The organism is Periweissella fabalis (assembly GCF_012396505.1).
Classification (GTDB): Bacteria; Bacillota; Bacilli; order Lactobacillales; family Lactobacillaceae; genus Periweissella; species Periweissella fabalis.
Window position 1 is genome coordinate 252,292 of record NZ_JAAXPN010000001.1, and the last position, 24,310, is coordinate 276,601.

General features: G+C 37.6%; 24 protein-coding genes and 1 pseudogene. 21 read left to right on the forward strand and 4 right to left on the reverse strand.

Features of this window, described 5'->3' with window-relative positions:
- Nucleotides 1–10: 10 nt before the first annotated feature.
- From HF964_RS01250 to dagF, 12 genes are all read left to right on the forward strand, one after another.
- Nucleotides 11–853, forward strand: coding sequence for an HNH endonuclease (locus tag HF964_RS01250; protein WP_168721231.1), 843 nt, complete (start codon nucleotides 11–13; stop codon nucleotides 851–853).
- Between the two features lie 2 nt (nucleotides 854–855).
- The gene (locus tag HF964_RS01255; RefSeq protein ID WP_168721232.1) at nucleotides 856–1,236 is read left to right on the forward strand and encodes a hypothetical protein; all 381 of its coding nucleotides are present in this window, start codon (nucleotides 856–858) and stop codon (nucleotides 1,234–1,236) included.
- A gap of 253 nt (nucleotides 1,237–1,489) precedes the next feature.
- Nucleotides 1,490–2,002, forward strand: coding sequence for an HTH domain-containing protein (locus tag HF964_RS01260; RefSeq protein ID WP_168721233.1), 513 nt, complete (start codon nucleotides 1,490–1,492; stop codon nucleotides 2,000–2,002).
- Nucleotides 2,003–2,029: 27 nt separating this feature from the next.
- On the forward strand, nucleotides 2,030–3,034 hold the full coding sequence (locus tag HF964_RS01265) for a PRD domain-containing protein (RefSeq protein WP_168721234.1): 1,005 nt from the start codon (nucleotides 2,030–2,032) through the stop codon (nucleotides 3,032–3,034).
- Between the two features lie 323 nt (nucleotides 3,035–3,357).
- Nucleotides 3,358–3,690 (forward strand): PRD domain-containing protein, encoded by a 333-nt coding sequence (locus tag HF964_RS01270; protein WP_168721235.1) that lies wholly within the window; start codon nucleotides 3,358–3,360, stop codon nucleotides 3,688–3,690.
- 18 nt (nucleotides 3,691–3,708) lie between these two features.
- Nucleotides 3,709–4,065 carry a glycine-rich SFCGS family protein gene (locus HF964_RS01275; RefSeq protein ID WP_168721236.1) on the forward strand — a complete coding sequence of 119 codons (357 nt, stop codon included), beginning with the start codon at nucleotides 3,709–3,711 and terminating at the stop codon, nucleotides 4,063–4,065.
- A gap of 11 nt (nucleotides 4,066–4,076) precedes the next feature.
- Nucleotides 4,077–4,436, forward strand: a complete 360-nt coding sequence (locus tag HF964_RS01280; RefSeq protein WP_168721237.1) for a DUF4312 family protein — start codon at nucleotides 4,077–4,079, stop codon at nucleotides 4,434–4,436.
- A gap of 30 nt (nucleotides 4,437–4,466) precedes the next feature.
- Nucleotides 4,467–5,246, forward strand: coding sequence for a DUF4311 domain-containing protein (locus HF964_RS01285; protein ID WP_168721238.1), 780 nt, complete (start codon nucleotides 4,467–4,469; stop codon nucleotides 5,244–5,246).
- Between the two features lie 12 nt (nucleotides 5,247–5,258).
- Nucleotides 5,259–5,918, forward strand: coding sequence for a DUF4310 family protein (locus HF964_RS01290; RefSeq protein ID WP_168721239.1), 660 nt, complete (start codon nucleotides 5,259–5,261; stop codon nucleotides 5,916–5,918).
- A gap of 45 nt (nucleotides 5,919–5,963) precedes the next feature.
- Nucleotides 5,964–7,070, forward strand: coding sequence for an amidohydrolase/deacetylase family metallohydrolase (locus tag HF964_RS01295; protein WP_168721240.1), 1,107 nt, complete (start codon nucleotides 5,964–5,966; stop codon nucleotides 7,068–7,070).
- Complete coding sequence (locus HF964_RS01300) at nucleotides 7,057–8,148, forward strand: DgaE family pyridoxal phosphate-dependent ammonia lyase (RefSeq protein ID WP_168721241.1); 1,092 nt, start codon at nucleotides 7,057–7,059, stop codon at nucleotides 8,146–8,148. Before HF964_RS01295 ends, HF964_RS01300 begins: the two co-directional genes overlap by 14 nt.
- Nucleotides 8,149–8,163: 15 nt before the next feature.
- Nucleotides 8,164–8,904, forward strand: coding sequence for a 2-dehydro-3-deoxy-phosphogluconate aldolase (gene dagF / locus HF964_RS01305; protein ID WP_168721242.1), 741 nt, complete (start codon nucleotides 8,164–8,166; stop codon nucleotides 8,902–8,904).
- 442 nt (nucleotides 8,905–9,346) lie between these two features.
- Here dagF and HF964_RS01310 read toward each other — a convergent pair whose 3' ends face one another.
- Nucleotides 9,347–9,577 (reverse strand): hypothetical protein, encoded by a 231-nt coding sequence (locus HF964_RS01310; RefSeq protein ID WP_168721243.1) that lies wholly within the window; start codon nucleotides 9,575–9,577, stop codon nucleotides 9,347–9,349.
- A 206-nt stretch (nucleotides 9,578–9,783) separates the two neighbouring features.
- Between HF964_RS01310 and HF964_RS10035 the strand changes: the two genes are divergently transcribed.
- Nucleotides 9,784–10,758, forward strand: a complete 975-nt coding sequence (locus HF964_RS10035; RefSeq protein WP_168721244.1) for a DHH family phosphoesterase — start codon at nucleotides 9,784–9,786, stop codon at nucleotides 10,756–10,758.
- 118 nt (nucleotides 10,759–10,876) lie between these two features.
- On the opposite strand, the gene HF964_RS01320 is transcribed toward HF964_RS10035, so the two are convergent.
- Nucleotides 10,877–11,824: a sugar-binding transcriptional regulator gene (locus HF964_RS01320; RefSeq protein WP_168721245.1), complete on the reverse strand. Its 948-nt coding sequence runs from the start codon at nucleotides 11,822–11,824 to the stop codon at nucleotides 10,877–10,879.
- Between the two features lie 227 nt (nucleotides 11,825–12,051).
- Here HF964_RS01320 and HF964_RS01325 point away from each other — a divergent pair, with 227 nt between their 5' ends.
- From HF964_RS01325 to HF964_RS01355, 7 genes are all read left to right on the forward strand, one after another.
- On the forward strand, nucleotides 12,052–13,200 hold the full coding sequence (locus tag HF964_RS01325; RefSeq protein WP_168721246.1) for an NAD(P)-dependent malic enzyme: 1,149 nt from the start codon (nucleotides 12,052–12,054) through the stop codon (nucleotides 13,198–13,200).
- 21 nt (nucleotides 13,201–13,221) lie between these two features.
- Entirely contained in the window at nucleotides 13,222–14,274 is a 1,053-nt protein-coding gene (citC, locus tag HF964_RS01330; protein WP_168721247.1) for a [citrate (pro-3S)-lyase] ligase, read from the forward strand.
- Nucleotides 14,264–14,557 carry a citrate lyase acyl carrier protein gene (gene citD, locus HF964_RS01335; RefSeq protein WP_168721248.1) on the forward strand — a complete coding sequence of 98 codons (294 nt, stop codon included), beginning with the start codon at nucleotides 14,264–14,266 and terminating at the stop codon, nucleotides 14,555–14,557. Before citC ends, citD begins: the two co-directional genes overlap by 11 nt.
- Before the next feature lie 2 nt (nucleotides 14,558–14,559).
- The gene (gene citE, locus HF964_RS01340) at nucleotides 14,560–15,474 is read left to right on the forward strand and encodes a citrate (pro-3S)-lyase subunit beta (RefSeq protein ID WP_168721249.1); all 915 of its coding nucleotides are present in this window, start codon (nucleotides 14,560–14,562) and stop codon (nucleotides 15,472–15,474) included.
- Nucleotides 15,464–17,002: a citrate lyase subunit alpha gene (gene citF / locus HF964_RS01345; RefSeq protein ID WP_168721250.1), complete on the forward strand. Its 1,539-nt coding sequence runs from the start codon at nucleotides 15,464–15,466 to the stop codon at nucleotides 17,000–17,002. The genes citE and citF overlap by 11 nt, the downstream gene beginning before the upstream one ends.
- A gap of 30 nt (nucleotides 17,003–17,032) precedes the next feature.
- Nucleotides 17,033–18,415 carry a triphosphoribosyl-dephospho-CoA synthase CitG gene (citG, locus tag HF964_RS01350; RefSeq protein ID WP_168721251.1) on the forward strand — a complete coding sequence of 461 codons (1,383 nt, stop codon included), beginning with the start codon at nucleotides 17,033–17,035 and terminating at the stop codon, nucleotides 18,413–18,415.
- 136 nt (nucleotides 18,416–18,551) lie between these two features.
- On the forward strand, nucleotides 18,552–19,871 hold the full coding sequence (locus HF964_RS01355) for a 2-hydroxycarboxylate transporter family protein (protein ID WP_246220221.1): 1,320 nt from the start codon (nucleotides 18,552–18,554) through the stop codon (nucleotides 19,869–19,871).
- A gap of 236 nt (nucleotides 19,872–20,107) precedes the next feature.
- On the opposite strand, the pseudogene HF964_RS01360 reads toward HF964_RS01355, so the two are convergent.
- Nucleotides 20,108–21,444 (reverse strand): annotated as a pseudogene (locus HF964_RS01360) (MFS transporter).
- Nucleotides 21,445–21,694: 250 nt separating this feature from the next.
- Between HF964_RS01360 and HF964_RS01365 the strand changes: the two are divergent.
- Nucleotides 21,695–23,197 (forward strand): xylulokinase, encoded by a 1,503-nt coding sequence (locus tag HF964_RS01365; protein WP_168721252.1) that lies wholly within the window; start codon nucleotides 21,695–21,697, stop codon nucleotides 23,195–23,197.
- Nucleotides 23,198–23,327: 130 nt separating this feature from the next.
- On the opposite strand, the gene HF964_RS01370 is transcribed toward HF964_RS01365, so the two are convergent.
- Nucleotides 23,328–24,272, reverse strand: a complete 945-nt coding sequence (locus HF964_RS01370; RefSeq protein ID WP_168721253.1) for a 3-hydroxyacyl-CoA dehydrogenase family protein — start codon at nucleotides 24,270–24,272, stop codon at nucleotides 23,328–23,330.
- Nucleotides 24,273–24,310: the final 38 nt, after the last annotated feature.

A 24,310-nucleotide genomic window follows, 5' to 3' on the forward strand; every position in this document is an offset into this window, starting at 1 on the left:
GGAGGAAACAATGTTTGATGTTGACTTTAGCTTAGATACAATTAAGGAAAAATTCGATTTTAAAAATGATGAATCCGACTTAAAAAATGAGAAATTTGATGAAGGTAGAAGTAAATTAAATAAAGAAATTGGCAGCGATGTCGAACTTGAAAATGGAATCTATGGACAGCAAGGCTTATTCGATGATAATGAGGCGCCATTTAATGAAAAATATGAACAGCCGCGACTAGGTGACTGGATATCCTTAATGGATGATGCAGAATCACTGAATGATGCCCAAGCAATTATTGACAAGGTTAAAATCTCAGAAGTTAAGCAAGTTACCACCTTTGGATTATCGTCCCATGAAATCCTTGAGGAAATGTCACCGGAAGAACGCGAAAGTGAAGACCAAGATAGGCAAAGCAAGTTAGATAAATATGTCCCATCTAATAATGGTACATGGACTGGTGAAAAGGGGAATTCTACTTGGCAACCAGATGGTGATTACATACCACAAAAAAATAATCCTGATAACCTATCTTGGGGTGAGCTATTAGATAATGCAGGAGTGGATGGGTTTAAATTTGAGAACGGAGAGGTTGATTTTTCAGAGGTTAGTGAAGCAACCGTTGAAATTGAAAATTTTTCAAATAAGCGCGATGAAAATTTTGCGCAAGCCGATAAAAAATTAGCTGAAGAACTCGATATTACGCCAGAAGAAGCACGGCAGTATCGCAAAGATAATAACTTAACTTGGCATGAACGATCAGATATGAAGACAATGGATTTAGTGCCCAGTGTAATTAATAGTAATGTATCGCATGCTGGTGGCTTTGCCCGAGCAAATGATTTGGCGAAAATGGAGAAATAATAATGATACAAGATACAGTATTTGGAAATATTAAATTTGGTGTAGTGAGTTTTTTGACAACGATAAACGTTAATATCTTTGGCGAAAACCAAGCTATAATTGTTGACATTCGGGCATATGAAGAAAAAGATGGCATTACTACTGCACAACAAATAGCTTTTAGTAATTTTACGCAACAAAAAGATATTTTATTATCACAATTACAAAGTGGCTTAATGACGATTGATAGCCAAGCCCAGACTAGATTCACAGCTAAGAATATGTTAATTGATCGCAATGGTGAATTAGCGTTGTTATTTGATGATGCTCAGAACGAAGAAGATGGCCTCGCCGTCCAATTATTACCAAATTTTCTTATTACTGAGCAAGATAGTTATTTGTGATAAGAGTAGTTTTGATTAGTAAGTGTGAGTATTATCAAAAATTATACTAGATACTTGCTTTAGATAAGCAACAAATACCCTCTAATTAGTGTGAAAAACCACCAGTTAGGGGTATTTGTGTATCCACCGGATTTTAAAGATGCAACAACAAAAATATTAACTTTAGATAATTGCACTTATGTAAGTGCAAAGATTTAGTGTTGTTGTAAGCGCTTTCTTGAAGTATATTTGATAGTGGAAAGGGGGTAAACTAATGCAACTATACGTGGTGTTCAGATTACAATCAAAGAGATTGATTGAAAATGAAACATCATTAACTACTAAAGATTTAGCGAAAGAATTTAATGTCAGTATTCGTACAGTTAAGTATGATTTGGATAATTTACGTGACTGGTTAGCGTCTAAAGAACTTTCTTTACAATCACAGCGAAATAAAGGTGTGTGGTTTGAATTAACAGATGTCCAAAAAATTGTTTTAAAAAATGAATTAAATGAACTTGGACATAACGAAGTCTTTGCTAATCAAGATGCAAGAGTAAATCAAATTATTGTACATCTACTCTTGAACCAAGGTTATTGCACTATTAAAGAGTTGGCAGAATATTTAACAGTCTCAAATAATACAATCTTGGGCGATTTAGACAAAGTTGATGCACAAATGCGGATGTATGATGTCAGTTTAGTACGTAGAGCTGGCCATGGTATTCGTTTAATGGGTCCTGAAAAGGAATGCCGATCGTTAATGGAATACATTTTACAACTATAAATATCTGAATATGATATTTATAACATAATGAATATTTTAACTAAAGGTGAGGATAATACGGATTCAGTAGTTAAAATTGTCTTATGCAAGGAAGAAAAATTTAATGAATTATATCAAAATGTTCTCAAATCAATGGCAAATACTTTGAATGTAAGTATCCTCAAGCTTTTTGATTATGCGGAATTATTAGCACTTTCTTTACGTACGACGATTTCAATTTTAAGATTACAAAATAATTTTCCGATTGGTTCGCTGCAATTGATGTCAATAGCTAATGATGAGCAAAGGGCGCACATTGAGTCGTTGTCAACAATGAAAAGTTTTTTTGATCAGTATGACATTCCTTTATTAAAAGATGAATATGAGTACATTATGGATCATGCGCCACAAAAATTAGAACAAAGTGACACCTTAGCACTAGCAGTTGACTTGGTAAATGAAGTATCAGATAAAATGAATTTACCGTTTAATCACGATAAGGAATTGATTAGTAATCTATTTGCCCATCTATCATTACGGTTAAGTAAGAAACGAATTTACACCAATGAATATAATCCATTTATTGATGACATTTTATTGAAAAATCGTAAGTTATTTAATGCCATCAAAGAAGCACTAGAAGCTAAAAAAGCAAATTATTCGTATTTACTAAATGATTCATTTGTTGCCTACATTGTACTGCATTTTTTGGTTTCAATGGAAAAACAACAAAAAGAGGTTGTTCAGGTAATTTATGTTTGTTCAACCGGTTTAGGTGTTACTAAATTTATTGAGCAAAGGATTGCCCAAGAAGTTACTAATATCGAAATTGTGGATTTCGTTTCTGTTTTAAACGCAGATGCCGTTATTAAGGCGAAAAAACCTGACTTAGTAATTAGTATTTTCCCAATTGATGGTGCTACATGCCCAGTAATTAAAGTGCACGCAATTCCAACAGTTGAAGATATTGAAAGCATCAAGACAACAGTGCATCAATTATTAGATACTGGCTCCGCACACATAGTAAAAAAGTTGAAATTAGTAATTTATTAGCACTCCCAACTAACAGTAATTTTACCCAAGAAGTAATCATCAAGGGATATGAAATATATGAAGGGTTACGAATTATTTTTGGCTCAAATATCAAAACAGACTTAGATGAAGCGTTTTTATTGCATGTGTTATTACTAATTCACCGAATATATTTTAAAAAGCAATATGATTCATTAGGTAACATGGACCGGGAGATTTTACTAGCAAATAAGGAAATAACTTTAGAAATTGAAAAATTATTTGCTGAACAAAATTTATCAATAAATTACGGTGAGTTAACTGCTTTATTGCAGTACGTGAATTTGAATAAAGGGGATATGTAGATGGTTATCCAAGAAGAAGCTCAACGCATTATTGATAATAGTTTATCAAGAGAAGAATTATTAATTGCTATTAAATTTGTTGAACAGTGTATGGCTGAGAAAAATATTCACGCGACTGATTTACAGTGGACGATTTTAATTAATCATCTGGACGAAATGATTAAACGTCAAAAGGAACATACTACTATTCCGCACGTTGATCAAGTCATGTTTAGCGAGATATCAGCAGAAGCATTAGATATTGCCGATAAAGTTGTCAACCATATCGGTGGTCTTTCAGAAGACGAGAAGTATGTTTTATCGATTCATTTTGAAAATGCAAAATTAAACTAAAATTTGGAGGATAGTAACATGATTACAGTTGTGATTGCGGATCGATTAGGTAAAGGTCAAAACGTAGCTAAAGGGGTTGAAGCAGCCGGGGGACGTGCGGTTGTTGTTCCAGGTATGGGTGCTGATATGCGTTTGGGGGATGTTATGCAAAAGGAAAACGCTGATATGGGTATCTCATTTTGTGGTAGTGGTGGAGCAGGTGCATTAACTGCTTCAACTAAATATGGTTATCCAGAACGTCACGGAATGCGCTCTATTGAAGAAGGAGTTACCGCAATTAACGATGGTAAGACGGTTCTTGGATTTGGATTTATGGATGTTGAAGAGCTAGGTAAGCGTTTAACGGAAGCCTTTGCTAAAAAAACTGGTAAGTAAGGGGGCAAGTTATGGGAATTGAAGAAAAAGTGACGCAAACTTTAATTATCGAAGGGACTGGTGATACTAAGAATGCAGCATTTGCCGATGCTTTGAGTAAAATTCAAGGTAAAATTATCAAAAATTCACCAGACGTAACCTTAAAGATTGAACCTAAATCAGTTATGGTATTAGCAGCTGATCAACATTCATATGAAGAACGTTTTCTATTCATCTTTTTCCCAAGGACACGTTCCAAATTCCAAATTAAGTTACAGGTTGAGGTCGAAGTTTTAACAATTGAAATGGCAACAGTTAAGTTCAATGAAATGGTGATGGGAAATAATGATTTGAATAGGATGCCATTAATTAGCAAAAAATTGAGTAAATAACTATGAATAATAGATAAAGGCGGAGACAAAATGGTTGTTTTTATTATTCTTTTGAAATCTTTAGTTGTTGGTGGGTTAGTTGGCTTTGCAGCTGGAGCTGGTGCAGCCCGTATGTTCCACTCGCCGACGACGCAAGGATTAGGGGCTTTTAGAACAATGGGTGAAATGAATGCCTGTGAGGGCGATGCGGCATCACACTTTTCATTTGGATTAGGATTTTTCTTTAACGCATGGGCATCGGCAGTGGCAGCTGGAGCATTTACCCAAGATGTAACCCACCGGGTAATTCCAAATTGGGCCGCAGCAACCTTGCTATTGAAAAATAAAAAATTAGCAGCTTCAGTGCATAATCCTAAACGAATGGCAATCATGGGAATGATTATAGGGATGATTGTAGTCGCGTTTTTAAATACCACGGCTGCCGCAATCCCTAAGTCATTACAAGTAACAGCAGTGGCAGTGCTAGTTCCGGCAGCAAACACATTGATTACCATTATTATGCCAATTCTTTTCTGGCTTGCAGCGATTGATGCTGGTAAACGGACTGGTTTTTGGGGCACGTTATTTGGTGGAATTGCCCAACTTATCATGGGTAACGCGGTTCCGGGAGTTGTTCTTGGGATTCTAATTGGTAAAGGTGTTGATGATCAAGGATGGACACGTATTACTAAAATTATTATGGCTTCAGCAATCCTATTGTTTATCTTGAGTGGCTTCTTCCGCGGCTTTGATATTCAATTGATTCACAGCTTTAAGCTCAGTGTATCTGATTGGTTAAATTACCTACACCGTTTAGTGACAGTTAAGTAAGGAGGAAATCTCATGAATGATATCGAATTAAGTGAAGCACAAAAAGCCAAAAGTTTTTGGTATGCTGATTGGGCCTTCCCGATTATTGTCGGCATTATGTCAGCTGGGGTTTTTACTGGTACGTACATGTATATCAAATATGGTGTGGGTGCTTTTAATGAAGTGGCCATCGTTGCACTTTTAAAAGCTGGCTTAAATGGGGGCTCATTTGGTGCCGCAGCAGCGTTTGGTGCGAGTTTCTTATTTGCCCGCATTTTAGAAGGTTCGCTCGTCGGAATCCTTGATTTGGGTGGATCAATTTTGACTGGTTTAGGGATTGGTGTGCCGGCAATATTATTAAGTGTTGGATTAACCGCACCATTAAAGAATTTTCCGTTAGCACTGCTAACTGGAGCAATCTTAGGGTTAATTGTTGGTGGCATTATTGTCCTCATTCGGAAATACACGATTAACCAATCTAATTCCACCTTTGGGGCGGATGTTATGATGGGAGCTGGTAATGCGTCAGGGCGTTTTTTGGGACCATTGCTAATTCTCAGTGCAGCAACTGCATCAATTCCAATTGGGATTGGGGCAACATTAGGTGCCTTGCTTTTCTATAAATGGGAAAAACCAATTACTGGGGGTGCGATTTTAGGTGCGATGATTTTAGGGGCTTTCTTCCCAGTTTAATGGCAACCATTGCAATGTAAGATTTTCAAAAAGAGGTAAATTAATATGACGGAAACGGTTTTAAAGGGTGGTCGCTTAATTACCGGTGAACCATTTGAAGTAGCCTATGAAAATGGAAAATTGACAGCTGTTGGAACTGAAATTAATCCAGTTAATAAGACGGTGATTGATATTACAGGTCAATATTTGTCACCAGGCTGGATTGATGATCATGTACACTGCTTCAGTGAAATGCACTTGTATTATGATTATCCCGACGAAATTGGGGTACAAAAAGGGGTCACCACAGTCATTGATGCTGGTACAACGGGAGCGGAAAATATCGGTCGCTTCCATCAATTGGCTTTACAAGCAAAAACCAACGTCTTAGCATTAGTAAATATTTCAAAATGGGGAATTGTCGAACAAGATGAATTAGCTGATTTAAGTAAAATCAAGCAAGCTTTAGTTACTAAAGTATTACATGAATATCCCGACTTTATTGTTGGTATTAAAGCTCGGATGAGCAAGACAGTGATTGGTAGTAATGGGATTACACCATTAAAATTAGCCAAAGAAATTCAAAAGACTAATCAAAATTTACCATTAATGGTGCATATTGGTTCAGAACCACCTAAGTTAACAGAAATTTTGGATGTTATGGAGCCAGGGGATGTCATGACGCACTGCTTTAATGGTAAACCCAATGGAATATTGGATCGCGAAACTGATGAAATTAAGGCTTTTGCCAAAGTCGCTTATGAACATGGCATTATTTTTGATACTGGTCATGGGACAGATAGTTTTAATTTTCACGTGGCCGAAGTGGCTTTTGCTAAGGGAATTAAAGCTAATTCAATTAGTACCGACATTTATATTCGTAATCGTAAAAATGGGCCAGTCTATGATTTAGCAACTACCATGGAAAAGCTTCACGTCGTTGGTTACACGTGGCCAGAAATTATTGAAAAAGTAACCACAGCACCAGCTAACAACTTTCATTTAACAACTAAAGGAAAATTAGTAGTCGGCGCGGATGCTGATATTACCGTATTTGACTTTGAAGATGGTGCTAAAACTTTAACGGATTCAAATGGCTTTACGCGGACAACGAATGTTCAAATTAAGCCCCACTATGCAATTATTGGAGGAGCATGCTATGACGTATTATGATAAATTCAATTTAAAGGAAGTCATCAATGCCTCCGGGCGCATGACGATATTGGGGGTTTCAAAAGTTTCAGATCATGTGTTAGAGGCACAAAAATTTGGTGGGCAACACTTCTTTGAAATGAGTGAATTATCAATTCAAACGGGGGCTTACTTAGCTAAATTGTTAAAAGTTGAAGATGCGCAAATTGTTTCTTCCGCATCAGCTGGGATTGCGCAATCAGTGGCAGCAATTATTGGTAAAGGTAATGTCTACCATGCTTACCATCCGTATGATGCCCGCTTTACGCAACGTGAAATTATTATTCCAAAAGGCCACAATGTTGATTATGGTACTCCGGTTGAAGTAATGATTGGTCAAGGTGGAGGAAAAATTGTTGAAGCAGGTTATGCCAATATGTGTTCGCCTGAGCATATTGAGATGATGATTACACCAAATACAGCCGCCATTTTATATATCAAGAGCCACCATACCGTGCAAAAGAGCATGTTAACGGTCTCTCAAGCAGCTGAAGTTGCCAAACGTAATCAGCTACCATTAATTGTGGACGCCGCGGCAGAAGAAGACTTGTATAAATATATTGAAGCCGGTGCTAATGTGGTTATTTATTCAGGCGCCAAGGCCATTGAAGGTCCGAGTGCTGGTTTAGTATTGGGCAGTAAGAAATTTATTGGTTGGGTCCGCCTTCAAGGTAAGGGACTTGGCCGAGCAATGAAGATTGGTAAAGATAATATATTAGGATTCACCCAAGCGGTTGAAGATTATCTAACCAATGGTAGCGAAAGTGGCGCATCGATGATTGAACGGTTGAAACCATTTGTTGCTAGCATCAATGAATTTGAAAATTTAACGGCCTCAATTGTTCAAGACGGCGCCGGTCGCGATATTTATCGCGCAAGTGTCAAGGTTACTGGTTCAAAATCAGCCAAGGATGTGATTGCTGAATTAAAAACTAAAAATCCAGCTGTTTATACCCGTGAATACCAAGCTAATAATGGCATTATTGAGTTTGATGTGCGCTCGGTAAATGAACAAGAAGCTGAAAAAATTGTCGCTCGTTTACACGAAATTTTAAACTAAAAGGAGAATATTATTATGTCACTTACACCAAATTATTTAGAAGATCGAATTTGTTTAAACGTTTTAGCTAATTCAGTTGAAAATGCTAAAGCTTGTTACGACGCAGCAGAAGGTCATGTTTTACTTGGTGTGCTTTCAAAGAATTATGCTAATGATGAAGCAGCAATCGAAGACATGGAAAAGTACCAAGCAGCAATCGATAACGCCTTATCAATCGGGCTTGGGGCAGGAGATCCCAATCAAAGCCAAATGGTGACACGCTTATCTGCAAAGCTACAACCACAACACGTTAACCAAGTCTTCACTGGGGCAGCGGCGACGCGGGCACTCCTTGGACAATCGGATACAATTGTCAATGCACTAGTTTCACCAACGGGTAAGGTCGGTTTGGTTAATATTGCGACTGGTCCGCTTAGCTCACAAGGTGAAGCTGCTGAAATTCCCGTCGACACAGCTGTTAAAATTTTAAAAGATATGGGTGCTAGTTCAGTTAAATACTTCCCAATGCACGGTCTTGAACACAAAGAGGAGTTCAAAGCAGTGGCCGAAGCGTGTGCTAAAAATGATTTTTACCTCGAACCAACTGGCGGAATCACATTAGATAACTTTGAAGAAATTGTGCAAATTGCCGTGGACGCTGGTGTTAAAAAGATTATTCCGCACGTTTACAGTTCGATTATTGACAAAGCAACCGGTGATACTAAACCTGAAGATGTTAAAACACTACTAGAAATCATGAAACGAGTAATTGCCTAGTATATTCGGGTAAAGCATAATAAAAAAACTGGAAGAAAATTTTCTTTCAGTTTTTTATTACTCTAATTCCAAAACTAGCCAACAACCTTTCCATTTAGTAGACTACGTAATTGGTGGCAAATAGATACGAAAAAAGTCTGGAAATTATCCTTCCAGACTTTTTGTATTTTTAAAATTCATTCATCTGCTTTCATTGCTCGGCGGTGTACGATTAAATAGCCTAAATACACAATTCCACAAAGTCCCATAATGAGTTCCCAATACCAATTATGACTATAGGGAATTTCCCAAAAGAGACTAATTAAATTTAGACACAGTAACAACGCGATAATAATTTGAATCCGCATGCCAGTAACCATCCTTACGTTAATTAATTATCAATATATTATAATACTATAAAAATAATTCATATGCACTTTTCACGTGCTTTTTTAGTGTTTTATTACCATTTCCGGTACTTAATAATAAAGTTGATCCACGCTACAATTGTAATGAGCGCAAACAATAGTAAAAATGATGAACCAGTCGTAACGCTTGATTCATGGGCCGTGTTGGTGATTTTAAACCACGCGTCAAACGATCGACCACCAATTAAATAAGTACCGAGGGTTAAAATAGTGAAAATAATGGCAATTATTAGTGCACGGCGGCTATGTTTAGGCATATTAAACATGCAAATTCTCTCCTTAAATATTTAATCTAGGTCTATCATAAGTGAAAAAACAGTAAAATACTAGAATTATAATGCGTGGTATTATATTAGTAGTAATTCTTGCTTATCGGATGTGCATGGCCCTTGTTTAATAATTTAATCTGTAACTGCTACGTGTTTCCTAAAAATGATATGATTAATAAAACACGATTGCTGGAGGAAACCACGTGACTGAATTACGATATTTTTCACATACTGATCTTGATGGGGTGATGTCTGCCTATGCTTTGATGGCGGGCACCAAGGATAAGTACCCCAATGCCATGGTTAATTATTCATTTGAATCAACCGGTTCATTTGGAAGCATTGATCGCTCAATTAAAGAATGGCTGGCTACCAATCCCACAGCCGCTTACATTGGCATTACTGATTTGACACCATCTCAAGATGTTCTTGCGGCATTGGCCGAATATGCCAAGGCACACAATTGTGTCGTTGAAGTAATCGACCACCATGCCTCAACGGCGCACTTTGCCAATGAATTTCCATTCATTACCAACTACAACGAACATGTCGATGGTAAGCAAACATGTGCCACTTCAATGGTTGCTGAGCGCTATCCAGTTGCAGATCAATCAGCATTAATCATTGAAGCGGTCCGTGAAATTGATACTTTGGATTGGCACAATCAACCCGATTCACCATTAACCGCCGAATTAGCCCAAAAGCTCGCGGTTGCCTTAAATTTACTTGGTAAAGACGGTTTTATGGAACACATTCCGGTATTCAATGCGGCTGCTAATCAAGCAACGACCCCAGATTGTGCCACAATTTTTGGATCAATGCTAAACACAATTATTGAAAAACAATTACTTGATATTGATAAATATGTAGGCCGTAAAAAAGCCGCGGCAGCCATGATGGATTTACATATTGGTGAACAAACTTACCATGTCGCCTATGTGCAAGCATCTAAAAACATGTCTGAAGTTGGCAATATGCTTGCCGAATTACCGGATGCTGATTTTGGGATTGTCGTTAACGGTAACCGCTTATCATTGCGTAGTAGCGATAAAGCCTCGGTTGATTTGGCAACTGTGGCGGCGGCCTTTCAAGGTGGAGGACATCAACACGCGGCGGGCGGACGCTTGTTAATTGACTACGCTCAAATTATCCAAGCATCAGTTGTAACCAAAGATTAAGGATTAGTACATTGTTAATTAAAAAGACACTAAAAAATTGGTGAAGTTTTGTCACCAGTTTTTTAGTGTCTTTTTTAGTATTAATCGTACTTTTAATAGCGGTATGTTATTAATTGGCTTAAATATTGGCTAAATCAGCTAATATGCGATAGGCCAGCGATTCACCAAAGACAATATTAGTAATTAATTTACCCCGTAAAGCACCAATTGTTGCTAGTGACTTGAATTTACCTCGAACAAAGCAAAAACGAGTCGGAACTTGCATGATGGTGGTGATATCTAAGCCAAAGGTCTTATCATGTGCAAGATTTAAAAATTGACCATTAATATCATAAGGCCGGCCATAAATCATCCCAACAACTTGTGGTATCTGTGCGGCTGGAATAATTGCAGCTAGGTTTTCATTCCAATTAGTAATTGATTGAACTGATTTTAACGTTCCTAGGCCAGTAATAAGCATGCTCATAGCTTGTCCCATTGCAAGCGTTCCTGCAGTAGCAGGTTCTTGAGCTAATGCTAGTCGCGTGGTGTCATTTAAGATGTATAATGGGGCGGGTAAAGTTTGAAATTCACATGTAAACTTAGTAGCCGCTTTTTCAACCATTCGAGTTGAACCGACAGTTGAATGATATTTCATATTTTCACCGATAAATTGAATGAAGTGGGTTTCCTCTAAAGGTATGCTGTTAAAATTATCAATCAAGTTATAAATTGATTCCCCCCAAGCTAAACCAATCACGCTTGGTTGTTGGCTATGAATAAGTTGTTCAGCAACCTTAGCACTACTTTCAGCTAAACGATGCATACTTTCAATTTCATTAGCAGCATCCTTAATAATGGTGAAATGCACTCCTGGAAATTTATCGCTAAAAACTTGTTCTAATTGTTGATTGCGGTGGGAGCTTGATTTAATTTCAATTCGAACAAGCCCTGATTTTAAACCATCATTAAGATATTTATTGATTAGGTAGCGACTAAGATTATATTTTTTTGAAATTGCAGAGAACGAAGCTTTATTTAGATAGTAATCTTCAGCAACGGCTACAATTAATTCTTCTTGATTCATTTAGTATATCCTCGTCATCTTTAATACTTTAATTGTACAATATTTTCACATTTTGTCAGTTACAAAGTTTTTTTATTTTAAAATTTTAAAAATAAAGGTCTTAATACAGATATTTTTAAAAAATTAAAACAAAAGACTTTACATTTTGCCCAATGAGGACTAAAATCAATATTGTTAAGAAAGTAACAAACGAAAGTAATTTTGTTAAATGAATCGAGGTTTAGAAAATGGTTGATATCAATCGGGTGATCGATTTGCATACGAAAGAAACCGGTGTTTTAGCAATAAAACCTAGTTTTGATGTCACAAATCGAACAGAGTTAGGTGAAGCGTATACACCAGGGGTAGCAGAATTATCTAAGATGATTAATGCCGACCCAACGCAAAAAGCTAAGCTAACAATGAGTGGTAAGTTAGTTGCTATTATTTCAGATGGTTCAGCCGTGTTAGGATTAGGCAATGTTGGTCCAGGTGCAAGTTTACCAATTATTGAAGGTAAAGCTCTTCTTTACAAGAATTTTGCCGGTGTTGACGCCATCCCCCTAGCATTTGAACAAGGCAGTATTGATGAATTTGTCGCAACTGTCAAGAATATGGCTCCTTCATTTGCCGGTATTCACTTAGAAGATATTGCGGCACCCCGGGTCTTTGAAATTGAAAAAAGATTGGCCGCTGAATTAGATATTCCAGTCTATCATGATGATCAAACCGGAACGGCGATTGTTGTTTTGGCGGGCTTAATCAACGCTGCTAAGGTTACTAATAAAGCATTAACAGAGATGAAAATTATAATCAATGGTGTTGGGGCAGCTGGAGTTGCGACTGCAAAAATCTTAATTGCTGCCGGGATTAAGCATTTAACTTTAGTTGATATCGATGGGGTAATTCATAGTACAGATCACCAATACAATCCGTATCAATTAGATCTATTAACGGCAATTACTCCGGTAAAAGGACAAACGCTCGATGATGTTATTGATGATCAAGATGTCTTTATTGGATTATCAGATGCCAATGTGTTAAGTACTAGTCAAGTAGCCCGAATGGCAGATAAAGCAATTATTATGGCCTTAGCTAACCCAGTACCAGAAATTCTACCAGCTGATGCTTTAGCAGCTGGAGCAGCAGTAGTGGCTACAGGTTCATCTCAATGGGCAAACCAAGTTAATAACATTTTGGCTTTCCCAGGATTATTTAAAGGCTTACTTACTAGTGGCTTAAAATCTGTTGACATGGAATTACAAATTAAAGTTGCCCAAGCATTGGCAAGTTTAATTGCAACGCCTGATGCTGAAAACATTGTACCAGGAGTATTCCAAGCTGGCGTTGTCGATGCAGTAACCAACGCGGTAATCGAGTATAGCCAAACTAAGTAAAGAAAGGTCTGGTGAGCATCTATGGATACAATCCGTGAACTGTATCTAACTGATAAAGTAAGTCAAAAGAACTGGCAAACGTTTTTAATGGCCCGCGGTATTAGTAATTTTAATCAGCAAGAAGTTGCAAGCATTGATCAAACAATTGGTTTATATAATGAAGAGAATCAACTTGTAGGGACAGGTTCAATTGCTAAAAATGTAATTAAATTTGTAGCAGTATGCGATATTGGTGCAGTAGCTAAAGGCGCACGCTTTAACCAGTTAATTTCAGAATTAACTTCACGGTTAGGAGCTCAAGGGATTTTCCACCAGTTTGTTTTCACCAAACCAGCTTATGTTACTAGTTTTAAACACGTTGGCTTTCAGGCTTTAGGAGTAACCGAATTGGGGGCAATTCTTGAAAAGGGATTGCCAAATATTAAGGATTATCTAAACCAAATTCCAAAATTCCCAAACGCAAAAAAGGTGGCGGGAATTGTAATGAATGCCAACCCGTTTACTAAGGGACATCGTTATCTAGTCGAACAAGCTGCTAAAGATAATGAAGTTGTATATCTTTTTGTTGTTAATGCTGATGTTTCGTTATTTTCAACTACGGAGCGATTAGAATTGGTGCGTCAAGGGACGAGTGATTTGACTAATGTTATTGTGGTAAATGGGCAAGATTATTTAGTAAGTTTTATTAGTTTTCCAGCTTATTTTATCAAAGATAATGATGCCATTATTCGCTACCAAACGGAATTAGATGCTAGCATTTTTAAACAACAAATTGCCCCCGCTTTAGGAATTACGGCACGCTATTTAGGTAGTGAACCTTTATCACATACCACGAATATTTATAATGAGAGTCTGCAGCGAATTTTAAGCCCAGATATCACGGTTAAAATTCTAAAACGTGCGACGTGGGATACACAAATTATCTCCGCTAGTTATGTCCGTCAATTAATTAAGGTCGGTGATGTGTCTACCTTAGCGGCAATGGTACCAGCAACAACATTAACGTTTATTCAAAATAATCTAGCAACACTACAATTACGAATTTCGAAGGGACAAAATATCAATGGAAATTAAGAAAATGGCAATGGCCGGCACCTTGGAATCATCTGATATCCAAATTATGCTTAGTGCCGGGACAAATGGATACGAATTTGAATTAGAATCTGACGTCGCCAAGCAATTTGGTGATCAAATTAAAGCAACAATTACAAGTGTCTTACAAGCATATGCAATTGATAACGCGAAAATTAGTGTTGTTGATAAAGGCGCTTTGGATTTAGTAATTAAAGCGCGGGCGGTTACAGCAGTGCAACGAGCCCTAGAAATTGTTGATACACCTAATTGGGAGGTCCTCTAAGCATGGCAAATACAACTGAACGTCTCCGCCGCACTATGATGTTTGTACCAGGTAATAATCCTGCAATGATTAAAGATGCTGGTATTTTTGGTGCAGATTCTATTATGTTTGATTTGGAAGATGCTGTTTCAATGGCAGAAAAAGATGCTGCCCGTTATCTAGTATATGAAGCTATTACTACGATTGATTATGGTGATGCAGAATTAGTCGTACGGATCAATGGTTTGGATACGCCGTATTATCAAAATGATATTAAAGCAATGGTCAAAGCAGGAATTGATGTTATTCGCTTACCAAAGGTCGAAACAGCCGCGATGATTCATGAATTGGAAAGCTTGGTTGCAACGGCGGAAGCTGAATTTGGGTGCGAAATTGGTAGCACTAATTTAATGGCCGCAATTGAGTCAGCCAAAGGGGTCGTTAATGCCAATGAAATTGCAGCTGCTTCTGATCGTATGATTGGAATTGCTTTATCAGCTGAAGATTATACGACGGATATGAAGACCCATCGTTACCCTGATGGACAAGAATTATTATATGCTCGTAACGTTATATTGCATGCTGCACGGGCTGCCGGGATTGCCGCCTTTGATACCGTCTTTACCAACATGGATGATGAAGAAGGTTTCTATCGTGAAACCGAATTAATCCACCAACTTGGCTTTGATGGTAAGTCATTAGTTAACCCTCGTCAAATTGCGATGGTTAATAAAGTATATCAACCAACCGAAAAAGAAATTCGTAATGCACAACAAGTGATTATGGCCATTGAACAAGCACGTTTGAAAGGCTCAGGTGTTATTTCAATGAACGGACAAATGGTTGACCGACCAGTTGTTTTACGTGCCGAACGTGTAATGCGCTTAGCACAAGCTACTAACTTAGTAAATTCAGAGGGTGAATACATTGGAAAATAAAGTAAAACGCAATATACCAGATGAAATTTTAACGCAATATGATTACAAACCATTTACGACAACTGAAATCGAAGGCATGCCAGTCCAACGCGAATTACCAGCTTTTAAAGCAACTACTGGTGCTAATAAATTAGTTGATTCATTAACTGATTTAGTTAAAAGCACTGTTAAAGATGGAATGACAATTTCATTTCACCACCATTTTCGTGAAGGTGACTATGTCTTTAATAAAGTAATGCGCATTATTATTGATAATGGGCTTAAAGATTTAACATTAGCGCCATCATCATTAACTAATGTGATGAATGATATTGTTGTAGAAGCGATTGAAAAAGGGGTCGTTACAAACATTACTTCATCAGGGATGCGTGGTTCATTAGGGGATGCAGTCTCACATGGTGCTTTAGCTAATCCGGTTATCTTCCGTTCACATGGTAATCGTGCACGAGCAATTGAAACTGGTGCAATTAAGATTGATGTTGCATTCTTAGGAGTCCCTAATGCAGATGCAATGGGAAATGCTAATGGGATGGATGGTGATTCTGCATTTGGTTCACTTGGTTATGCTTTAATGGATGCCCAATATGCACAAACCGTAGTTTTAATTACTGATACTTTAAAACCATACCCCAACACTCCAGCATCAATTAAGCAAACGCAAGTTGATTATGTTGTTGAAGTTGACGCAGTTGGTGACCCTGAAAAAATTGGTTCAGGAGCAACTCGGTTTACCAAAGATCCCAAAGAATTAAAGATTGCAGAAATGGTTAATAATGTTATCACGCATTCACCATACTTTAAAGATGGTTTCTCATTCCAAACAGGAACTGGTGGAGCAGCTCTAGCGGTAACACGTTTCTTACGCCAATCAATGCTTGATAACCAAATTAAAGCATCATTTGCGTTAGGTGGAATTACTAAGCCAACAGTTGATTTACTTGAAGAAGGCTTGGTTGAACGCTTGATGGATGTACAAGATTTTGATAAGGGTGCTGCAGCATCAATGCACAAAAATCGTAACCAACAAGAAATTGACGCCTCATGGTATGCCGATGCTGCCAATAAGGGTGCAATGGTTGATAAATTAGACGTAGTTATCTTATCAGCCTTAGAAATTGATACCAAGTTTAATGTTAATGTTATGTCAGGCTCAGATGGAGTCATTCGTGGAGCTATTGGTGGACACCAAGATGCCGCAACAGCCAAGTTAACGATTATTTCAGCACCGCTTGTTCGTGGCCGGATTGCAACGGTAGTGCCCGATGTTACTACTGTTGTAACGCCAGGTGAATCAATTGATGTTTTAATCACTGAAGTTGGGATTGCCATTAACCCATTACGTCAAGATTTAATGGCAGCTTTAAGTGATATTCCAGGTGTGCCAGTATTTACAATTGAAGAATTGCAACAAATGGCGGAAAAGAAGGTTGGAACACCAAAACCACTTGAATTTACAGATCGAGTGGTCGCTTTAATTGAATACCGTGATGGGACAATCATGGATGTTATTCGCGAAGTAAAAGATTGAAATTAATGCTCGATTGAAAGGGAATGTGTGATGTTTACAAAAGGACAAGCTGTTAGCTTAACGGATATTCTAACAAATAAGGAAGTTCGTAGCTTTCGCCAGGCACAATTACAAGCTCAATATCCAGATAAGATAATTTGTGCGGTGAAATTAAATATTCCTGGTGAAATCAAAACTAACACAGCGATTAAAAATGTCTTTGTAGATGGTTGGAATAATATCTTGCAAACCCTCGATGCTTTGGATTACCACATTGAGCAGGTAGCGCAATATCTAGCACTACCAACTGGTCCAGAAGGCTTTATCGTTGTAGATGGTCAGTTAGCAGCTGTAAAAAAGGTAATGATTACGCTTGAAACAACACTGCCACTTGGAAGAATATTTGATATTGATGTAATGACCCAAGTAAACACCACTCAACTTTCACGGCAAGCATTAGGCTTACCACCACGCCAATGTTTGGTTTGTAATCAAGATGCCAAAATTTGTGCTAAGGCGCAAACTCATAGTTATCAAGAAGTATTAGCAGCTATTGATCGCTTATATCAAGCACACTTTAAAGCACCACGATGGAATCAAGTGAATGCCGTTAATTTTGCCCAAAAAGGATTATTATATGAAGTTAGTTTAAATCCAAAACCTGGGTTAGTTGATCCAGCTAGTACTGGAGCACACCAAGATATGGATGTCTTTACTTTCATTGATAGTACGTTAGCCTTGCAAACTTATTTTAACGAAGCATATATAGCTGGTTTTAATTTTGTAGGTGATGATTTAACCGCACTTTTTAATCAATTACGCCAATCTGGAATTAAAGCAGAACATGCTATGTTTGCGGCTACTAAAGGTGTAAACACGCACAAAGGGGCAATCTTTTCTTTGGGGATTTTATTAGGGGCAACCGGTTATTGCTATCAACATAATCTGACAACGTTTGCACATTTACAAGCAACAATTAAACTAATGTTAGTAACGTTATTAGCAACTGACTTTGAAGATTTAGCAACTAAGCAAACACTAACAGCCGGCGAGCAACAATTCTTAAAATATCAGGTAACTGGTATTCGCGGGGAGGCTGCTACTGGATATCCAACTATTTTTGCCTTAGCATTACCTAAGCTAAGAGCAACAACTGGAACCTTGACCCAACGACTTTTAGATACTTTAATGTATATTGCTGGTCATACACGTGACTCGAATTTAATTAAACGAGCCGGAGATATTAACATTTTAGCTGAAATGCAAACTTGGTCAGAACAATATTTTGCATTAGGTGGTAGTAAAGCAGATGCAGGTATTAGCTTCCTACATCATTTAGATACAGAATTTAAGCAACGTAACTTAAGTTTAGGTGGTTCAGCAGATTTATTGATTTTGACCATCTATACCGGATTATTAGAAGCAACAATTTAACTACACAATAGATATTTTAGATAAGAGATTAAGAAGAACAAGCCTTAATAAGCCAACGCAATCATGGACAGTTGTTGGTGGCTTATTAAAACAATTCATGTGAAAATATTCACTACCAATTTATGAGGTTATAGAAATGGATCAACAAATGAATGGCACAGTCGCTTCAGAAAAATCAAGCTTAATGAGTAAGCTTGACAAATTTAAAATCAGTGGTATTGGTCTGCCATTATACGTAATTATGGCAGTAATTTTACTATTAATGATCAACTTACATGCTCTACCTAATAATATGTTAGGTGCAATCCTGGTATTAGTTTTACTTGGTCATTTATTCTATTATATTGGGGCTAACTTACCGATATTTAAGACGTATCTTGGTGGTGGATCGGTTTTTACAATCTTTGCTGCTGCCGCATTAGTAACCTATGGCATTATTCCACACAGTGTTGTACAAATTAGTAAGACCTTTGTGAACAATATGGATTTTCTTGATTTTTATATTGTTTCATTGATTGTTGGATCAATATTGGGCATGAATCGTAAGTTGCTTTTACGTGCCGCAGTACGTTTTCTACCCGTGGCTTTAATCTCAATGGCCGTGACACTTATCGCTGTAGGTGGGGTTGGTATGCTACTTGGTCAAGGTTTTGCTCACTCAATTTATTACGTATCAATTCCAATTATGGCTGGTGGAGTTGGTGCCGGAATTGTGCCATTATCAGGTATTTATGGGCATGCTTTTGGTCAACCCGCATCGCACATTTTATCACAACTATTTCCAGCAACAACATTTGGTAACTTATTAGCAATCGTTGGCGCGGGGATGCTTTCAAAGGTCTTCCAAGGTTCAAAGATTGATGGTAATGGGGTGTTAATGCCAGTTAGTGATGACATGCTACAAAAAAAGAAAGCCCCACTTGATGTAACACGCATTGGTGTTGGTTTAGTAATTGCGATGGCTTTCTTTATGGTTGGAACGTTACTTAATCTATTGGTGCCAGCTATTAACAGCTATGCATTTATTATTTTGTCAGTAATTGCCGTTAAAGGACTAGGACTACTTCCTGAGTACTATGAACAATCAGTCGTAATGTTTAGTGATTTAGTTGTTAATAATATGACCCATGCCTTGTTATGTGGGGTTGGTATGTCATTACTTGATTTAAAAGTATTAGCAGCATCACTTTCATGGCAATTCGTTGTACTATGTTTAACTAGTGTAATTGTAATTTCACTAGTTTCAGGATTTATTGGTAAATTATTTGGTATGTATCCACTTGAAGCCACAATTACCGCTGGTTTATGTAATAACTCAATGGGTGGAACAGGGAACGTTTCAGTCCTTGCCGCATCTAATCGGATGAACTTAATTGCTTTTGCCCAAATGGGTAATCGACTTGGTGGGGCCATTATGCTTGTGGTTGCCGGGTTATTAGTTTCATTTATGCATTAAGTACGTTAGGCTAAATAATAAAACGACTAGGAGAATTTTTCTTCGAGTCGTTTTTTGCTAGCTAGGATTGGATATATAACTTTAAAGCATAACTAAATTAAAAAGGGGAATCAAAATAATTAAGTAGCAAGAAAACAGTAGAGCCTCTATTGAAGCAAAATTCTTCAATAGAGGCTCTTAGTGAATATTCTTATATTGGCTGACTTTTGGGTTATTTATTTCTAAGGTATTAAAGGTTAATTTCCTTGAATAATACGCCGATTTTTAAACAAGATGTAAAATAATAAAATTAAGGCAAGTCCAGCCGCTCCATATAAGACGGTGTTACTAGCAATCCACCCGTATTTAGCGACTAAAATACCAATTAAGGCTGTGGCTAATGTTTCACCAAACATGTATTGGAAAAAGCCCATAAAACCAGTTGATGATCCCACCGCAAATTTTGGGACGGCTTCATTAACCATTAAACCAACTAAGGTAAGTGGGGCATAAATTAAGGTTCCCATGATAAACAACACGGCAATGATTAAAGCATGACTAGTACTAAAGAAATAAGTTGTTAAACAAGCAATTAAGGCAATCACACAGGCGATACATACAATGTCGCGACGATCTTTTAGAAAATCAGAAATGGCCCCAATTAAGATAACCCCCGGAACGGCCGCTAATTCAAAGGCCCCAACTAACCATTTGGCAGTCGAAGCGTCAAATCCTTTAAAGTGAACTAAGTAGCTTGGAATCCAACTCATAATACCATAACGGACTAGGTATAATGACATTGAAGTTAAGGTAATGGCCCAAACTAATTTATTCTTTAAAATATATTCGACAAACACTTCTTTAATGCTTAAATCAGTTAATTCTTCGGTAGCTATTTGACCATCTTCCATATGAACAGCGTCACCAGTATATTCAGCAACGCTAGGCAAACCAACACTGGCAGGGCGATCAGCTCCGGTAAGCAGGACAAAGATACCGATCAACACAGCAACGACTGAAGCCGTGTAAAAGACAGCGGCAATTGAACCAGAAAACAAGAAAATTGCTAATTGAACAACCGCGACACAGACAAAGGCCCCGGCATTATGCGCTGATGACCAAATAGAGTAAATGGTTCCGCGCCATTTTTCCCCCACCATAATTGCACACTTCGTTGACAAGCCGCGGCTCCCATCCCTTGAGCAATTGACATAATTAGCATCAAAACCATCATAATATAAAAGTTTCGAGTTGAACCAAGTAAGGCATTTAAAAGGGCAGAAATGAATAACCCAGTGGCTAAGTAACGGTTAGAATTACTGCGGTCACTTAAAGCCCCCATGAATAGTTTTGAGATTCCATAACCAATCCCAAAACACGACATGATTAAACCAATTTGTGCCGTCGTGAACCCGTAGGCCTTCATAATATCATTTTGCTCAGTTGTGAAAATTAAACGAATGACATAGTAACCGATATATCCAATACAAATCGATAAAAGCACCCCCCATTGACGAACTTTATATGTCGTAGCAATTTTAGCCTGCGGCACTTTTTGTGTAGCATCTGGTGCTGGCTGTAAAAATGAAAACATCTTACTTTCCCCCATAAGATTTTTATTTTAAAAACAATTAAATTGTAAGCGATTTCATAATGATTGTAAAGAAAAAGTAAAAAATGCTATTTTAATAATTATTTAGATATAATTTATTAAAGAAAGTAAGTTTTGATGGACAAAATCATTAAATAGCTTCTGTAGATTTTTTAATGATTTTCAGTAGAATGGACATATGTAAGCGCTAAATTAGTACTTGACTTATGATTTTAAATACGGAGGTTGCACTATGACACAATATATTCTTGGAATTGACATTGGAACATCGAGCACCAAGGGAATACTTATCACCACTAATGGTACGGTGATAAAACAAGCTAAGCAAAGTTATAGCCTTGAAACGCCCCATCCCAGTTGGGCTCAAGCTGATGCTAATGATTGGTTAAAAGCAGTACTAAGTGTAATTAGTGAGCTGACAACCGGTATTAAGCGCGATACCATTATTGCAATGGGGATTGATGGTTTGTATGGCGGGGCAGGTATTCCAGTAGATGCAGCTGGTAATGTACTTGGTCCAACTTTAATTTGGATGGATCGCCGGGCAACAAAAGAAACGACTTTGGCCCAAACTTTAGTTAGTGATAAGGAACTAATGGCGATCACTGCTAATTTAGTTGATCCATATTATGGCTTCACAAAATTAATGTGGTTACGTGATAATCAGCCTGATTTGTATCAAAAAGCAGTCCAATTTTTGCCGCCTGAATCATACATTATTCGTCAATTAACCGGTGAAACAAGTATTAATTATGCCGCTGCGGGTAATTTAGCTGGAGTATATGATATTAATACTCATCAATGGTCACCAGTGCTAGCAGCTAAACTTGGCTTAGAACTTAGTAAATTGCCACAAACATTCATTGATAGCACGACACCAGCAGGTTATTTATCTGCGCAGTGGGTCGAGCAGCTTAATTTACCTAATAATTTACCGATTTTTAATACGGGAGTTGATGTTGGGCCAGAAACAGTCGGTACGGGAGTGCTTGCACCTGGCAAAGTAACCATTGCTATTGGTACTTCAATGAATGCTGCAGTAGTTACCACGACCCCAAAACGTGATAATGGCTTGATTATTTGGCCGTATGTTTACCAGCCACAACAATATTATTATAATTTTGTGGGTGCAAATACTGCGGGTGCCATTATTGCTTGGTTCACCGCAGAATTTGCAAACGATTTAACTAATGGCCCTCAAGAACTAGATAAAGTTAGTGCAACTGTACCAGCGGGAAGTAATGGTTTAACTGTATTACCATATTTCATGGGTGAACGTAGTCCGCTCTGGGATTCAGATGTTCGGGGCACAATTCTTGGCCTATCATTGAAAACAACTCGAGCGGAATTATATAATGCTTTTCAAGAAGCAATTGCATTTTCAGTTCGTCAAAGTATCGAACAATTTGGGGCCCAAGTTGGGGATACAATTACATTAGTAGGGGGTGTTAGTAGCTCAGCTAAGATGGTCCAAATGATTGCTGATGTGACTGGCAAGACAGTGTTAACGACTAAAAGTGGTGGTGAAGCAAATCTAGGTAGTGCAATTTTAGCCGGCATTGGGATGGGAGTGATTGCACCTGAAACGGTGGATGCATGGGTCAAAATCGATGCCGAAATTAAACCAGATAAGATGCAACATATGGCGTATAACCAGTACTTCACTCGTTATCAAAAGGCCTATACTCACGTCAAAGCGTTCTATTGTACACAGCATGATGAATATAAAATATAAGAACGATGCTAGAAGTTGGATAATATTTGAAATATTCACTAAAAATTGCGTGCAAAAAAGGCATTTAAATACGGTATAAAACTAGAAAATCCCGATTGAATTCAATCGGGATTTTCTAATTTTATTCACATCATAATTCTTGAGGATTGTTTATATTTTTTAATTGATGAAGTAAAACTCGGTTGCGTGATAATTCTAACTCGTTAGTGGCTTGATTAGAGTAATCAAAGAAGCCAGCCCCTGTTTTAACCCCGAGATTACCAACTTTGACCTTATCAGCTAAGCTAGGAAATGGTCGGACACCGGATTCGATAACCGGTTGTAATTGTTCCATAACAGCTCGCCAGACATCTAATCCACCATAGTCCATAATACTAAGCATCCCACTTGAAGCTAATCGAAAACCTAAACCAGCGGAAATGGCTTTTTCTAAATCTGCTTTAGAAACAACGTCGTCTTCAAGTAATGCCAAGCTTTCACGAACGAGTGCGGCTTGAATCCGGTTAGCAACTAGGCCGGGGAGGTCTTTTTTAACTTCAATAGTGACTTTATCAGCATCATCTAAGAATTGACGGACTTCATCAAGGACTGCTTGTGTAGTGTGTGTTGTTTTTAATAATTCAACCAATGGCACGATATGAGCGGGATTGAAGAAGTGAATTAACAATAAGCGTTCTTTGTGTTTTTCAACAGCTTCAACAATTTTTGCTAAACTCAAGCTAGAGGTATTTGAAGCTAGAATTGTTTCAGGTTTACAGATAGTATCTAATTTTTTGAAAATATTTTGTTTTAATGCTAAGTCTTCAGGAACAACTTCAATTACTAAATCACAATCAGCTAAATCTTCAATTGTAGTTGTAAGTTGTAGACGTCCTAAGATTGTGGCATCATCCTCATGGAAAGTGAAGCCGGCTTGTCGAAATTCTTGTAAATAGGCTACTAACTTATCTTTTACCGTATCAAGGGTAACTTGACGATGACCATTTAAAATAACGGTAACTTGGTGTGTTAATAATTGGAAAGCAATCCCAATTCCCATTGTACCAGCACCAATTATCCCTGCTGTTTTAATCATGCAAAATATTCTCCCTATAATCAATTATTTAATGCTCT